Genomic DNA, 12,464 nt, shown 5'->3' with positions numbered 1-12,464 from the left:
TTCATCCTATGGATAAAGTCATCAAATCCGAAGATGTTTGGCGTGACCAGCTGGATAATGACCAGTTTCGGGTGTGCAGACTAAAGGCGACGGAAGCGCCGTATACAGGTAAGTACTGTGATACCAAGACGCCTGGGGTGTACCAGTGTGTCTGTTGTGGGCAAGCGCTTTTCGACTCGGAGACCAAATACAGTTCAGGCTGTGGCTGGCCCAGCTTTTATCAGCCTATCTCGAATGATGCTTTGCGAGAGGAAGAGGATTTTAGTCATGGGATGCATCGTATAGAGGTGCTTTGTTCGCGTTGCGATGCGCACCTGGGGCATGTGTTCCCGGATGGTCCACGACCGACGGGTTTGCGTTACTGCATAAACTCCGTTGCGCTGGATCTTGTCCCGCGTGATGAATAAAACAGACGCTCAAGCTGCGGAAGGCAAAAGCCTTTTGCAGATTCCGTTTACATTGATGAATGGGAAAGTGTGCTGCCTGGCTGATCTTTCTGCGCAAGCCTATCTGTTGGTCAACACTGCCAGTCGCTGTGGATTCACGCCTCAATACGAGGGGCTTGAGACGTTGTGGCAGGCTTACAAGGCTCAAGGGCTAGTAATTGTGGCCTTTCCATGTGATCAGTTCGGTCATCAGGAGCCTGCTGACAATGGTGAGATCGAACAGTTTTGCAAGGCCCGCTTTGGTGTCTCCTTTAACGTATCTCAAAAGATAGAGGTCAACGGTGCCGATGCCCATCCTTTATTCGAGGTACTAAAGGCGAAGGCACCGGGGGTGCTAGGTACGCAGCGTATAAAGTGGAACTTCACAAAGTTTCTGGTTAGTGGTGATGGTGAAAAGATCAAACGCTTCGCGCCGCTAGTGAAGCCTGCGTCGCTAAAGGGACAGGTAGAGCGGTTTCTCTCGCTGTGACTCGAATGTCATGCTGAATCTTGCGGCTCTCGCTATATATAAAGGTGAGTCGCCGTTTTTGTGTAAGGATAAGTACGTGGAATCTAGACTCGATACATTTCTGGCACGTGCGGAAGGCGTGCTGGCCCGTTTGGAGCCTTTATTGCCAGCACTGCGCGAGCCGATTGATTGGTCTCAAACCGTTGCGGCTCGCTGGCGTCGTGAAGGGCAGGGAGGCTATCTGCAGCCTATTGAAGTCAATCTGGATCTGCGATTATCTGATTTACAGGGCGTTGATAGACAGCAGGTCCTGCTTGGGCAGAATACGCAGCAGTTTGTAGACGGCATGCCCGCCAATCATGCTCTGTTATGGGGCGCTCGCGGTACAGGCAAGTCATCCCTGGTCAGAGCATTGCTCGCTGAGTATGCACAGCGCGGATTGCGGCTAATAGAGATTGAGCGTGATCATCTGACAGATCTGCCACGTGTGGTTGCGCAAATCAGTAAACAGCCTCAGCGGTTTGTGTTGTTTTGTGATGATTTGTCGTTTGATGCCAGCAACGATGACTATCGAGTGCTGAAAAGCGTACTGGATGGCTCGCTTGAGCAGGCGCCTGATAACGTTCTGCTTTATGCAACTTCAAATCGCCGGCATTTGGTGTCTGAGCGACAAAGCGATAACGCTGACTGGGAGCGAAGTGCGGATGGCGAGCTACACCCTAGTGAGGCGGTAGAAGACAAGATCGCGCTCTCGGATCGATTTGGGTTATGGCTTTCCTTTTATCCTTTTACCCAGGATCAGTTTCTTCAGGTAACCAAGCACTGGGTCGAGGTATTGGCTACCCGCGCGCAGCTTGTGTGGCAGTGGAGTGAGGAAACTGAAAAGGAAGCTATTCGCTGGGCGCTCGGCCGAGGTAATCGAAATGGCCGCTGTGCCTATCAATTTGCCCGTCATTGGGTTGGTAAACAGCTTTTGGATGTCGCAAATGCGTGATTTGAGTGAAGTGGGAAACGATTTGGGTGGCTATGAGCTACTAGCGGCACAGTTAGAAGCGCTTCTTTCTGGCGAAAACGATTTCATCGCCAACGCCTCGCAGTGTTCTGCCTTTCTTTTCCATGAGTTGCCTGACCTAAACTGGGCGGGCTTTTATCTGTGCAAAGACAATGAGCTTGTGCTTGGTCCGTTCCAGGGCAAGGTTGCCTGTGTTCGCATACCCTTTGGGCGTGGTGTCTGTGGTACAGCGGCGCAAACGCGCGAGACGCAGCGCGTTGAGGATGTACATGTATTCGCGGGGCACATTGCTTGTGACAGTGCGTCAAACAGTGAACTTGTTATCCCATTGATAAAGAATGAACGTCTGATTGGTGTGCTGGATCTTGATAGCCCCAAGCTAGGTAGGTTCAGCCTGGATGATCAGAAAGGTATCGAGCGATTGGCCGCAATACTGCTAGCCGCAAGTGATTGCTGATAATAAAAGCGCAGCCCTTGGGGCTGCGCTTTTATTGCTATTAGTCGTAGAGTGACTTCATAGGGGCATCTTCCTTCTCCATCTCCTCTAGCCCCTTTAATAGTTGCGTAGGTTCGCGGACCGGCTGCCCTGCACCAATTTCTCCCTTGATGACGCTGACTTGTTCATCAAGGTACTGAAGATGTTCATTAAACTTGTCTGAGTGAGGCTGTTTGCGGATATATTGAGCGGCTTTCTCGAATGCCTGTCTGGCAGGAGCCAGTTGTCCCTGATCAATAAACTGACGGCCCAGGTGATCAAAGAATTCGAAGTGAAGTAGCGTCATTAGCGCTCTTATTTCCTCGTCCCAATAACCAGCCTCTTTAGCCTCAATCAGTCCATTCTGGATGGCGTAGGTGATTTGTGCGTGTAAATTTTCAAGCTGCGCACGAACCTGCTTTGCCTTGGCTTCATTCGCGATAACCTGGGCTGCGTTTGTGATCTCGATTTGATCACCCTTGGCCAGCTCAGCTTCCAGATGATTCATGCGTGCAGCCAATACGGGAGTCTTCTCCTTATTAGGCATGCGCTGAAGAAGTGTCAGTTCAAGCCTTGATAGTAAAAGCTTGAGGGCAGGGGTCATCCATTGCCCCGGTAACGTGTCGGACAGCTGCTCATAGCGTCGGATGCGGTTAACCAGCTCCGCTTTCAAGCGTGTCTTTTCAAGCTGATGCGCTTCAAGCTTCTGGTTGAGAAAGCTGATGAAAATCAACAGCACAGCTCCCGTCACAACCAAAATGGCAATTATAGATACAGACATCAAGGCCTCCTGCTGGCCTGCGAGTCAATAAAACAAGTACTACTATATTGGCAGCGCGGCCATCTTCTTTAATGGCAAAGTCATTGATTTAAAAAAATTTAAATAGGTGTTGACGGGTCTCGGGAGTCACTCTAGAATGCGCGCCACTTCAGACGCAAAGCTGAAAGCGAAGCGAAAGAGGTAGGAACTGTTAAAGCTCCAAGGCTGCGTCCCCTTCGTCTAGTGGCCTAGGACACCGCCCTTTCACGGCGGTAACAGGGGTTCGAGTCCCCTAGGGGACGCCATATGCGGGAATAGCTCAGTTGGTAGAGCACGACCTTGCCAAGGTCGGGGTCGCGAGTTCGAGTCTCGTTTCCCGCTCCAAGTTTTAAAGCATGGCATGCGCGGTGCTTGTGTTAATAGAAATATGCTTTGCATGTTTCAAGGGTTTGTCCCCTTCGTCTAGTGGCCTAGGACACCGCCCTTTCACGGCGGTAACAGGGGTTCGAGTCCCCTAGGGGACGCCATATGCGGGAATAGCTCAGTTGGTAGAGCACGACCTTGCCAAGGTCGGGGTCGCGAGTTCGAGTCTCGTTTCCCGCTCCAAATTAAAAACACCGCCTTCTTGGCGGTGTTTTTGTTTGTGCATCTTGTTTTTGATGAGGGCCTTTGTGACCCTCATCGCTTTATCTAATGAGTTTGTCCGTTGTCTGGAAGCAGCATCAATTGCTTCTCTTGATTCCAGTCAAAGGGCTCTCCAGCAGCCTCTGCTTCGAAGCGGCGCTCATCCAGTGCCTGGTAGCGGGCGATTTCTTCGTCAGGCATGAAGTGAAGACAATCACCCCCAAAAAACCACAGCAGGTCCCTGGGTACCAGATGGGCAACCTGGGGATAGCGATGGAAAATCTGGCTGATCAGGTCCTGCCCTAGATAATGGTTTTCTTCCGGATGTTTGGGCAGCTCAGTCAAAAGCTCGTCGAAGCGGTCCAAGAATAGCCCGTGGTTATCCTCAGGAATCTGCTCTGACTCACCCAATGCGGCCAATATGGTCCGCAGGTGCGCCAAAAGCGCCATGTTGTGTTCCAAATAGTCAGTGGCCATGTGTATGTCCCATTCATATACAGTGGAGCAGTATAAAGGCGGATGGCCAGACTGTCTTTTCTCACCCGATTTGGAATGATGTGGGCTTACATTCGTCAAAGGTTGTAAATCGGGTATTGCACCCTCATTTAGCCCCTCTAATTTTCTGAAATTTGTGAGCGAGATGAACGAAGCTCTGTCCATACGGCAACTCACTAAAACCTACGGAAATGGTTTCCAGGCGCTCAAGGGGTTGGACCTTGATGTCAACGAAGGCGATTTTTTTGCGCTTCTCGGACCTAATGGTGCAGGAAAATCTACCACGATAGGCATTCTGTCCACGCTGGTGAATAAAAGCAGTGGTCAGGTTTCGGTCTTCGGACACGATTTGGATCGTAATCCGGCAGGGCTCAAGCGCTGTCTTGGGGTTGTGCCCCAAGAGTTCAACTTCAATCAGTTTGAAAAGGCATTCGACATTCTGGTTACGCAGGCAGGCTATTACGGAATACCTGCCAGGCAGGCCAAGGAGCGTGCCGAGGAATACCTGACTCAGCTAGGGCTCTGGGACAAACGAGATACCCCGTCCCGTATGTTGTCTGGGGGGATGAAACGGCGTTTGATGATCGCCAGGGCGCTCATTCACAAGCCAAGGTTGCTCATACTGGACGAGCCTACTGCTGGTGTGGATATTGAGTTGCGCCGTTCGATGTGGAGCTTTTTGACCACTCTCAATCAGCAGGGTGTCAGCATCATTCTGACGACGCACTATCTGGAAGAAGCAGAACAGCTGTGCCGCAACATTGCCATTATTGACCATGGCACCATTGTGGAAAACACCAGCATGCGTGAGCTGCTTCAAAAGCTACATGTCGAGACATTCGTTCTTGATGTAAAGCAGGCGCTATCAGTTGCGCCCGCTCTTCAAGATTATCCGGTCAGGCTTATCACCAGTCACTCGCTTGAAGTGCAAGTCGATAAGAGTGTTGGAATCAATGGCCTGTTCACTCAGTTGAATGCTCAAGGCATAGACGTCATCAGTATGCGCAACAAGGCTAACAGGCTTGAGGAGTTGTTCGTGTCGTTGGTAGAAAAGAACTTGGCAAAGGTGGCGAGATGAAGACTGAAATAAAAGCCAACCTTGTTGCCTTGCAAACGATTGTCCATCGGGAGGTGCGACGCTTTACGCGTATTTGGCCGCAGACCTTGTTGCCTCCTGCGATCACTATGGCCCTTTACTTCGTTATCTTTGGCAATCTGATCGGTAGCCGAATAGGAGGCATGGGCGGGTTCTCCTATATGGAATACATTGTGCCGGGCTTGATCATGATGTCCGTTATTACTAATTCCTATAGCAATGTCGTATCAAGCTTTTTCAGTAGTAAATTTCAACGCTCTGTTGAAGAGTTGCTGGTCTCGCCTGTATCACCTCATGTCATTCTTATTGGTTATGCGTGTGGCGGTATCCTGAGAGGGCTGGCAGTAGCGGCTATCGTTACGGTTCTTTCTTTATTTTTTACCCATGTGCAGGTGCATCATTTAGGAATCACGTTGCTTGTGATCATCCTGACTGCTGCCATTTTTTCCTTGGGTGGTTTCATAAACGCGGTCTATGCCCGTAACTTTGACGATATCTCTATAGTGCCCACGTTCATCCTGACGCCATTGACTTATCTTGGTGGGGTGTTCTATTCGATCGATCTGCTACCGCCGTTCTGGCAGGGCATGTCGATGGCTAATCCCATCCTGCATATGGTCAATGCATTCCGCTATGGGATATTGGGCGTTTCAGACATCCAAATTGGTGTCGCGATTGGTCTTATGCTGATCGCTGCCGTTGTTCTCTATATATGCTGTATTCGTCTGCTGACGAGCGGGCGCGGCATGCGTCATTGATATATTGAGGACGCTATGGCGAGAGTACATCTGACATAGCGCGCCTCGGATTCTTGAGAAATTCTATGCAAACTGTCGATCATTCTCCGCTCGGTAAAACGAGCGAGTACGTGGATATCTATACGCCTTCGTTGCTGTATCCCATACCGCGTAGCCCTAAATGGACCGAATTGGGGCTTACAAGAGAAACGTTACCTTACTGCGGTATGGATATATGGACGTGTTATGAGTTGTCCTGGCTGAACTCAAAAGGTAAGCCTGTCGCTGCTATTGCCGAGTTCTCCATACCGGCCAACTCGCCAAATATCATCGAATCCAAATCATTCAAGCTGTATCTGAACTCACTCAATCAGACAACATTCGAAGGTCCTGAGGCGCTCACTGAGGTTTTGACAAGGGATTTGTCTCAGGCAGCAGGAGACCACGTTGGGGTTTTGGTAAAGCCAGTAGATTTAGTAGCCAGGGAAGGGTTTGTTACGCCCCCCGGAAGCTGTATTGATGAGCTGGATATTGAGGTACAGCACTACGATGTGCCTAGACCAGATTTATTAAAAGCCTTACCTGGTCAGCTTGTGAAGGAGTCGCTTTATAGTCATCTGCTTCGCTCCAATTGCCCGGTTACGGGGCAGCCGGACTGGGGAAGCGTCGTGATTGAGTATGAGGGCAGAGCAGTGCTTGATCGGGCGTCATTGCTCGCTTACATCATCTCCTTCAGACGCCATGCAGATTTTCATGAGCAGTGCGTCGAGCGCATGTTTCTTGATCTGCGTAGCGTGCTGGAGCCGGAATCGCTTACTGTTTATGCGCGGTATGTGCGGCGGGGAGGGCTTGATATCAATCCTTATCGAAGCACTCATGCCGCACATTTGCCGGTAGCAGGGCGCTTGGCCCGTCAGTGATGTCAGATACCCATGCTCGCAAGGCTCTGCATGATCGAGCGGAGGGTGTTCGCTACTCTGGGGTGGCTGACTTCAAACCGCTCGACTGCCAGATTTACGCCATCGACGAGATTGGAATCCGGCTTGGTCGAGTCTTCGTGAGCAAGCTGCAGTTCTATATCCCTGATTAACAGTTCTAGCGAGGCGCGATCTTCCTCGCTTTCAGGAGGGCTTGTCTTGAGCTGGTGCTGTAGTTCGATCAGCTCCTGTTGCAGGCGAGAGGCGGGCATACGTTTTCTCCTTTTGAAGCGTACCCACCTGTAGACCTAATTGAGTGATCAAAGGTCAATAAGGCAAGTTGTTTCATCCGTAACCAATTGCAAAGACATCGCGGTTATAATTTTGCCACTCTGCCAGTAAAACTGGACAAACTCATCAGGAGAATATGATGCCGTTTAACAAAGGAGCATGGAGTACCCGTATTGGCGGCATTGCCTTTGGCGCAATGTTGACTGTCGCGAGTACCGCTGTGTTGGCTGCCTCGGAAGATGATCCATGGGAAGGGGTCAACCGAGGTATTTTCCGTTTTAATGACACGCTTGATACCTATGCGCTGAAGCCTATCGCGCAGGGTTATAACAAGATCACACCTGACGTCGTGCAAACGGGAGTCAGTAATGTTTTTCGTAACATTGGTGATGTTGGCAATTTAGCTAATGACGTTTTGCAGGCAAAACCGTATGCCGCCGGTGTAGATACCGCACGTTTGCTCATGAACACCACGCTGGGTGTATTGGGGATATTTGATGTGGCGACTCATGCGGGACTGACGAGAAATGACGAAGACTTCGGTCAGACATTAGGTCATTGGGGCGTTGGTAGTGGCCCGTATGTCGTCTTGCCTTTCCTGGGTCCCAGCACAGTACGTGATGGACTAGGCCGAATTCCTGATTCCTATGCCTCGCCATACCCCTATATGGGTGATGTAGCGGCGAGGAATTCGGCATTTGCGCTGAGTGTAGTAGATACACGCGCTAACCTGCTTGATGCCGAGAAAATGATTACAGGCGACAAGTACATCTTTATCCGTAACGCTTACTTACAAAGTCGCGAATACAAGATTAAAGACGGTAACGTGGTAGACGACTTTTAAGAGGACTCATCACGTCAGGCAGTAGGTCTCTGCTTGACGTGATGCTGATCTGTGATCTAATTCATGGAAAGGATGCTGAGTCCTAGCAGTTGATTGCCTTGTTCCAAAGATGTGACGCGAATCACTTCGGCTTCGGCTTCTAGCCCTTGTAACTCCGGGTGTTCAGAGGGGATCACTACGATCACTTTGTCTCCTTCCTTGACGTGACTCTTAGCTTCGATCTGAAGCCCTGTGCTCGACAAATCACGGCAAATTGCGTCTATTTCTTCGCCATTTGTCCGAAGAATAGCCTTGGAATCAATCTGCATTCTAATAAAGTCGCGCTTTTCGCTGTACGAACGATCGCTTAAGCTCATTGGAACAAGTCTCTCAATAAAGGTACTTCGCAAGTAAACGAAACCATATAGCCTTAGCCTCAAGGCCTTGTAAAGCTAGCCTCAGCCGTTTGGATAGAAGGGGCGCTTGAACGGCTCGGCTGATGGGAGTAGTGTCTGCGCCGTATTAAAAATAGTACCTATTGCGTGCACCCTGGCCTGATCCAAAAGACCACCTCATAGGGATACGCATGCCTGGATAGTTTATGCCTAATCCCAGCGCCACACTTTTGATTATCGATGATGATGAGGTTGTACGCCTGAGTCTGGCGGACTATCTCGAAGATAGCGGCTTTACGGTCTTACAGGCTTCGAACGGTATGCAGGGTTTGCAGGTCTTCGAGCGTGAGCAGCCGGATCTCATTATCTGCGACCTTAGAATGCCTCAGCTGGATGGGCTTTCCTTGTTACGGCGCATTTCGGAAATGTCGCTCGATACGCCTGTCATAGTCCTCTCGGGCGCAGGGGTAATGAGTGATGTTGTCGAGGCGCTGAGATTGGGCGCGGCCGACTATCTCATCAAGCCTCTTGAGGATCTGGCTGTTCTAGAACATTCGGTTATTCGGGCGCTCGACCGTGCAAGGCTTCGCCTTGAAAATGATCGTTATCGCATCAAACTGGAAAATGCCAATCGAGAGCTTCAGGCGAGCCTGAGTCTTTTACAGGAGGACCAGAATGCCGGCCGGCAAGTGCAAATGAATATGCTGCCGGTAACACCCTGGGAAACCAATGGTTTGAATTTCGCTCACCAGATCATTCCATCTTTGTATCTCTCTGGTGATTTTGTCGATTATTTTCGCGTTGATGAGCACCGTATCGCTTTTTATCTGGCAGATGTTTCCGGACATGGAGCGTCGTCAGCGTTTGTAACGGTGTTGCTCAAGTTTATGACGACGCGGCTGTTGTATGAATCTCGTCGTAATGGCACTCTGCCTGAGTTCAGGCCTTCCGATGTGCTGGGGCATATCAATCGTGGCTTGCTGAACTGTAAGCTGGGCAAACACGTTACCATGTTGGGTGGCGTGATCGATGAAGACAGTGGTGTACTTACTTACAGTATTGGTGGGCACTTGCCGCTTCCTGTGTTGCACACTGCAGAAGAGACACGCTTTTTGCAGGGGAAGGGGTTTCCGGTTGGCCTTTTTGAAGAGGCCAGCTATTCAGACCATACTTTGGAGTTACCCGCCAGTTTCAGCCTTGCGCTGTTTTCCGATGGGATTTTTGATTTATTGCCTGGAGAGAACTTGAAAGCGAAAGAGGCTTCTTTACCTGAACAGGTCCGCCTGGCCAATGGGACGCTAGGTGGGATTTCGAAACAGCTTGGACTGGCCAACTTGGGCGAGATGCCGGATGATATCGCCATGCTGGTGTTAAGCAGGAACCTTGCATGAGTACCGGTAAAATCCAGTTCGCTGAAATGAATGGCACCTTTGTGCTCAAATTCATCGGCGAGGTGCGCTTGACATTATGCTCGGCGCTGGATGCCACTATTGAACAGATCTTTTCTGCGTTGAATTTTTCATCAATCGTAATCGATCTGATCGACACTAAAAGTATCGATAGTACAACGCTAGGCTTATTGGCAAAGCTCTCTATTCTTTCACGTCAAAAGATTGGCCTCTTGCCAGCATTGGTCACCACCAATCCAGATATCACACGACTGTTGGATTCGATGGGTTTTGATCAGGTATTCAATATCGTGAATCAGCCCGTGCCATGTTCGGACTGTCTGCATGACCTCCCCCCGCAGGATGAGTCTGAGGAAGTCGTCAGGGATAAGGTGCTAGAGGCTCATCGTATACTGATGAGTTTGAATGAATCCAATCGTGAAGCATTCAAGGACCTGGTCAATGCTTTAGAAAAGCATTGACCAGGTCTGGCATTACTTCTTGGCGCTAATCAGGCCTTCCAGTTTTTCCTGATCACGAGCGAATTGGCGGATGCCTTCCGCCAGTTTCTCGGTGGCCATGGCGTCTTCATTCAAAGACCAGCGGAAAGCACTTTCGTTAAGGGAATGCAACGGCTCGGCTGTGCCGCCTGCTACCAGGTTACGCTCAAGCGTGCCTTCATCTTCAGACAGGCTCTGCAGTAGCTCTGGGCTGATCGTCAAGCGATCACATCCTGCCAGTTGTTCGATTTGGTTGAGGTTACGGAAGCTTGCACCCATCACCACGGTTTCGAACTTGTTGGCTTTGTAGTACTGATAAATACGGGAAACTGACTGTACGCCTGGGTCTTCCTTTCCAGTAAAGTCACGGCCTTCGGCTTTCTTGTACCAGTCGTAGATACGACCAACGAATGGAGAGATCAGGAAAACGCCAGCATCAGCGCAAGCTGCCGCCTGGGCAAAGGAAAAGAGCAAAGTCAGATTAGTTTGAATACCATCTTTTTCGAGCTTTTCAGCAGCGCGAATGCCTTCCCATGTGGAGGCAATTTTGATGAGTACTCGGTCTTTGCTGATTCCGGCTTTCTCGTACAGGTCAATCAAGCGCTCTGCACGGCTCAGGGTTGCATTTGTATCAAACGAAAGCCTGGCATCGACTTCAGTCGAAATGCGGCCCGGAATGACATTAAGAATTTCCTTGCCAACAGCAACCGCAAACTTGTCGCAAGCCAGGCCGATGTCGTCACCCGTATCGTTGAGAGCGTCGCCTAGCAGTTGAGCGTAGCGGGGCAATGCTGCCGCTTTCAGCAGAAGGGAAGGGTTGGTCGTAGCATCGACAGGCTTCAGACGTGTGATAGCGTCCAGATCACCTGTATCGGCTACTACTGTAGTGTATTGCTTGAGTTGCTCTAGCTTGTTCATGCTTGCTATCGATCCTCACGTAGTGATTAGAGTGTTTGACCAGATTCAATGACCTTCCAAGAGTTCAGTGGCTTGGTCAAATATACGTAGCGGTTCTGAGCTTTTATGCACATCTACTGAGAGTAGCTGCCTGAAGCGGCGCCCTCCCTTAATTCCCTGCGAAAGGCCCAGAATGTGCCGGGTTATGTGATGCATGGCGCCGCCTGACGCCAGATGCTTGTCTATATACGGACGAAGCGACTGTAACACCTGGTGCCGAGTCGTAATGGCACGGTCATCACCGAACACTAATTGATCCACAGACGCCAGAAGATACGGGTTGTGATAAGCCTCACGGCCAAGCATGACGCCATTGAAAGTCTTCAGGTGAGTCTGTGCTTCTTCCAAGGTCTTAATGCCGCCATTCAGAATGAATTCAAGATCTGGAAAATCATTCATCAGTTGTGCGGCTACGTCATAACGCAGCGGCGGGACTTCACGATTCTGCTTGGGAGACAATCCTTCCAGAATGGCAATGCGTGCGTGTACGGTAAAACTATTGCAGCCCGCTTCGTTGACGGTGGTAATGAACTCCTGCAGCTGATCATAGCTGTCTCGGCCATTGATCCCAATACGGTGTTTTACCGTAACGGGAATACTTACCGCGTCGCGCATTGCCATTACGCAATCAGCCACCAGTTGAGGGTGAGCCATCAGGCAGGCGCCAATCATGTTATTCTGTACCCTATCGCTTGGGCAGCCAACGTTCAGGTTGACCTCATCGTAACCTGCTGCTTCGGCTAGGCGGGCACAGGCTGCCAGCTCATGCGGAGTACTGCCGCCTAGCTGCAGCGCGATAGGATGCTCACTTTGGTCGTACGCTAAAAAGCGTGCCGGATCGCCTCGAAGCAAGGCGCCTGTTGTTACCATCTCGGTGTAAAGCAGTGTTCGCTTCGAAAGCAGGCGCATGAAAAAGCGGCAATGTTTGTCCGTCCAGTCCATCATTGGCGCAACGGAGAAGCGGCGTGACAGTGTAGAAGGCTTGTTCAAGGCTGGGTGAGTGTTCGAGGCGGTCATGGGGTGTTCCAGTTACTACGTTACAGCCTATTCCAATACGACATCGGAAATAGAGGTCAGTAACTTCGGCGAGCTTGAGCGCT

General features: G+C 50.4%; 16 protein-coding genes and 4 tRNA genes. 14 read left to right on the top strand and 6 right to left on the bottom strand.

Annotated elements, in window-relative coordinates; translation table 11 throughout:
- Nucleotides 1–8: 8 nt before the first annotated feature.
- From msrB to JQR90_RS12085, 4 genes are all read left to right on the top strand, one after another.
- Nucleotides 9–407: a peptide-methionine (R)-S-oxide reductase MsrB gene (msrB, locus tag JQR90_RS12100; protein ID WP_010794890.1), complete on the top strand. Its 399-nt coding sequence runs from the start codon at nucleotides 9–11 to the stop codon at nucleotides 405–407.
- Entirely contained in the window at nucleotides 400–915 is a 516-nt protein-coding gene (locus JQR90_RS12095; protein WP_010794889.1) for a glutathione peroxidase, read from the top strand. Before msrB ends, JQR90_RS12095 begins: the two co-directional genes overlap by 8 nt.
- Nucleotides 916–991: 76 nt before the next feature.
- Nucleotides 992–1,888, top strand: a complete 897-nt coding sequence (locus JQR90_RS12090) for an ATP-binding protein (protein ID WP_019365804.1) — start codon at nucleotides 992–994, stop codon at nucleotides 1,886–1,888.
- Nucleotides 1,881–2,363: a GAF domain-containing protein gene (locus tag JQR90_RS12085; RefSeq protein ID WP_010794887.1), complete on the top strand. Its 483-nt coding sequence runs from the start codon at nucleotides 1,881–1,883 to the stop codon at nucleotides 2,361–2,363. The genes JQR90_RS12090 and JQR90_RS12085 overlap by 8 nt, the downstream gene beginning before the upstream one ends.
- A 40-nt stretch (nucleotides 2,364–2,403) precedes the next feature.
- Here the strand turns inward: JQR90_RS12085 and JQR90_RS12080 are convergent, their stop codons facing one another.
- Nucleotides 2,404–3,162 carry a hypothetical protein gene (locus tag JQR90_RS12080; protein ID WP_010794886.1) on the bottom strand — a complete coding sequence of 253 codons (759 nt, stop codon included), beginning with the start codon at nucleotides 3,160–3,162 and terminating at the stop codon, nucleotides 2,404–2,406.
- A gap of 208 nt (nucleotides 3,163–3,370) precedes the next feature.
- Between JQR90_RS12080 and JQR90_RS12075 the strand changes: the two genes are divergently transcribed.
- From JQR90_RS12075 to JQR90_RS12060, 4 genes are all read left to right on the top strand, one after another.
- A tRNA-Glu gene (locus tag JQR90_RS12075) sits at nucleotides 3,371–3,446 on the top strand.
- A gap of 3 nt (nucleotides 3,447–3,449) precedes the next feature.
- A tRNA-Gly gene (locus JQR90_RS12070) sits at nucleotides 3,450–3,525 on the top strand.
- Nucleotides 3,526–3,592: 67 nt separating this feature from the next.
- Nucleotides 3,593–3,668 (top strand) — tRNA-Glu (locus JQR90_RS12065).
- Between the two features lie 3 nt (nucleotides 3,669–3,671).
- Nucleotides 3,672–3,747: transfer RNA gene (locus tag JQR90_RS12060), tRNA-Gly, on the top strand.
- Between the two features lie 84 nt (nucleotides 3,748–3,831).
- Here the strand turns inward: JQR90_RS12060 and JQR90_RS12055 are convergent.
- The gene (locus tag JQR90_RS12055) at nucleotides 3,832–4,242 is read right to left on the bottom strand and encodes a PA2817 family protein (RefSeq protein WP_010794885.1); all 411 of its coding nucleotides are present in this window, start codon (nucleotides 4,240–4,242) and stop codon (nucleotides 3,832–3,834) included.
- 163 nt (nucleotides 4,243–4,405) lie between these two features.
- Here JQR90_RS12055 and JQR90_RS12050 point away from each other — a divergent pair, with 163 nt between their 5' ends.
- The 3 genes from JQR90_RS12050 (at nucleotide 4,406) to queF (ending at nucleotide 7,013) form a co-directional block, all read left to right on the top strand.
- Nucleotides 4,406–5,338 (top strand): ABC transporter ATP-binding protein, encoded by a 933-nt coding sequence (locus tag JQR90_RS12050; protein ID WP_010794884.1) that lies wholly within the window; start codon nucleotides 4,406–4,408, stop codon nucleotides 5,336–5,338.
- Nucleotides 5,335–6,114: an ABC transporter permease gene (locus JQR90_RS12045; RefSeq protein WP_010794883.1), complete on the top strand. Its 780-nt coding sequence runs from the start codon at nucleotides 5,335–5,337 to the stop codon at nucleotides 6,112–6,114. Before JQR90_RS12050 ends, JQR90_RS12045 begins: the two co-directional genes overlap by 4 nt.
- A 65-nt stretch (nucleotides 6,115–6,179) precedes the next feature.
- Nucleotides 6,180–7,013 carry an NADPH-dependent 7-cyano-7-deazaguanine reductase QueF gene (gene queF, locus JQR90_RS12040; RefSeq protein ID WP_010794882.1) on the top strand — a complete coding sequence of 278 codons (834 nt, stop codon included), beginning with the start codon at nucleotides 6,180–6,182 and terminating at the stop codon, nucleotides 7,011–7,013.
- 2 nt (nucleotides 7,014–7,015) lie between these two features.
- Here the strand turns inward: queF and JQR90_RS12035 are convergent, their stop codons facing one another.
- The gene (locus JQR90_RS12035) at nucleotides 7,016–7,282 is read right to left on the bottom strand and encodes a DUF4404 family protein (protein ID WP_010794881.1); all 267 of its coding nucleotides are present in this window, start codon (nucleotides 7,280–7,282) and stop codon (nucleotides 7,016–7,018) included.
- A 215-nt stretch (nucleotides 7,283–7,497) separates the two neighbouring features.
- Between JQR90_RS12035 and JQR90_RS12030 the strand changes: the two genes are divergently transcribed.
- Nucleotides 7,498–8,145, top strand: a complete 648-nt coding sequence (locus tag JQR90_RS12030) for an MlaA family lipoprotein (RefSeq protein ID WP_037030381.1) — start codon at nucleotides 7,498–7,500, stop codon at nucleotides 8,143–8,145.
- A gap of 56 nt (nucleotides 8,146–8,201) precedes the next feature.
- Here the strand turns inward: JQR90_RS12030 and JQR90_RS12025 are convergent, their stop codons facing one another.
- On the bottom strand, nucleotides 8,202–8,501 hold the full coding sequence (locus JQR90_RS12025; RefSeq protein WP_010794879.1) for a PilZ domain-containing protein: 300 nt from the start codon (nucleotides 8,499–8,501) through the stop codon (nucleotides 8,202–8,204).
- A gap of 224 nt (nucleotides 8,502–8,725) precedes the next feature.
- Here JQR90_RS12025 and rssB point away from each other — a divergent pair, with 224 nt between their 5' ends.
- Both rssB and rssC read left to right on the top strand, forming a co-directional pair.
- Nucleotides 8,726–9,910: a two-component system response regulator RssB gene (rssB, locus tag JQR90_RS12020; protein ID WP_010794878.1), complete on the top strand. Its 1,185-nt coding sequence runs from the start codon at nucleotides 8,726–8,728 to the stop codon at nucleotides 9,908–9,910.
- Nucleotides 9,907–10,389 carry an anti-sigma factor antagonist RssC gene (gene rssC / locus JQR90_RS12015; RefSeq protein ID WP_010794877.1) on the top strand — a complete coding sequence of 161 codons (483 nt, stop codon included), beginning with the start codon at nucleotides 9,907–9,909 and terminating at the stop codon, nucleotides 10,387–10,389. Before rssB ends, rssC begins: the two co-directional genes overlap by 4 nt.
- 12 nt (nucleotides 10,390–10,401) lie before the next feature.
- Here the strand turns inward: rssC and tal are convergent, their stop codons facing one another.
- Together tal and dusA are read right to left on the bottom strand one after the other, a co-directional pair.
- Nucleotides 10,402–11,325 (bottom strand): transaldolase, encoded by a 924-nt coding sequence (gene tal, locus JQR90_RS12010; protein ID WP_010794876.1) that lies wholly within the window; start codon nucleotides 11,323–11,325, stop codon nucleotides 10,402–10,404.
- Between the two features lie 45 nt (nucleotides 11,326–11,370).
- Nucleotides 11,371–12,381, bottom strand: a complete 1,011-nt coding sequence (gene dusA, locus JQR90_RS12005) for a tRNA dihydrouridine(20/20a) synthase DusA (RefSeq protein ID WP_010794875.1) — start codon at nucleotides 12,379–12,381, stop codon at nucleotides 11,371–11,373.
- Nucleotides 12,382–12,464 lie beyond the last annotated feature (83 nt).

Origin of the sequence: Pseudomonas sp. JZ114, from assembly GCF_051027705.1 — a bacterium.
In the GTDB taxonomy this organism is placed as follows: domain Bacteria; phylum Pseudomonadota; class Gammaproteobacteria; order Pseudomonadales; family Pseudomonadaceae; genus Chryseomonas; species Chryseomonas luteola.
Note: the sequence above shows the minus strand (reverse complement) of the source record. Positions and strands in the feature narration are given on the sequence as shown.

What these genes read in the sequence shown, in the direction of transcription:
- tal (WP_010794876.1), bottom strand. Translation starts at nt 11,325, where the DNA reads ATGAACAAGCTAGAGCAACTCAAGCAATACACTACAGTAGTAGCCGAT.
- JQR90_RS12035 (WP_010794881.1), bottom strand. Translation starts at nt 7,282, where the DNA reads ATGCCCGCCTCTCGCCTGCAACAGGAGCTGATCGAACTACAGCACCAG.
- JQR90_RS12050 (WP_010794884.1), top strand. Translation starts at nt 4,406, where the DNA reads ATGAACGAAGCTCTGTCCATACGGCAACTCACTAAAACCTACGGAAAT.
- rssC (WP_010794877.1), top strand. Translation starts at nt 9,907, where the DNA reads ATGAGTACCGGTAAAATCCAGTTCGCTGAAATGAATGGCACCTTTGTG.
- JQR90_RS12045 (WP_010794883.1), top strand. Translation starts at nt 5,335, where the DNA reads ATGAAGACTGAAATAAAAGCCAACCTTGTTGCCTTGCAAACGATTGTC.
- rssB (WP_010794878.1), top strand. Translation starts at nt 8,726, where the DNA reads ATGCCTAATCCCAGCGCCACACTTTTGATTATCGATGATGATGAGGTT.
- queF (WP_010794882.1), top strand. Translation starts at nt 6,180, where the DNA reads ATGCAAACTGTCGATCATTCTCCGCTCGGTAAAACGAGCGAGTACGTG.
- JQR90_RS12095 (WP_010794889.1), top strand. Translation starts at nt 400, where the DNA reads ATGAATAAAACAGACGCTCAAGCTGCGGAAGGCAAAAGCCTTTTGCAG.
- JQR90_RS12055 (WP_010794885.1), bottom strand. Translation starts at nt 4,242, where the DNA reads ATGGCCACTGACTATTTGGAACACAACATGGCGCTTTTGGCGCACCTG.
- msrB (WP_010794890.1), top strand. Translation starts at nt 9, where the DNA reads ATGGATAAAGTCATCAAATCCGAAGATGTTTGGCGTGACCAGCTGGAT.
- JQR90_RS12025 (WP_010794879.1), bottom strand. Translation starts at nt 8,501, where the DNA reads ATGAGCTTAAGCGATCGTTCGTACAGCGAAAAGCGCGACTTTATTAGA.
- dusA (WP_010794875.1), bottom strand. Translation starts at nt 12,381, where the DNA reads ATGACCGCCTCGAACACTCACCCAGCCTTGAACAAGCCTTCTACACTG.
- JQR90_RS12085 (WP_010794887.1), top strand. Translation starts at nt 1,881, where the DNA reads ATGCGTGATTTGAGTGAAGTGGGAAACGATTTGGGTGGCTATGAGCTA.
- JQR90_RS12030 (WP_037030381.1), top strand. Translation starts at nt 7,498, where the DNA reads ATGTTGACTGTCGCGAGTACCGCTGTGTTGGCTGCCTCGGAAGATGAT.
- JQR90_RS12080 (WP_010794886.1), bottom strand. Translation starts at nt 3,162, where the DNA reads ATGTCTGTATCTATAATTGCCATTTTGGTTGTGACGGGAGCTGTGCTG.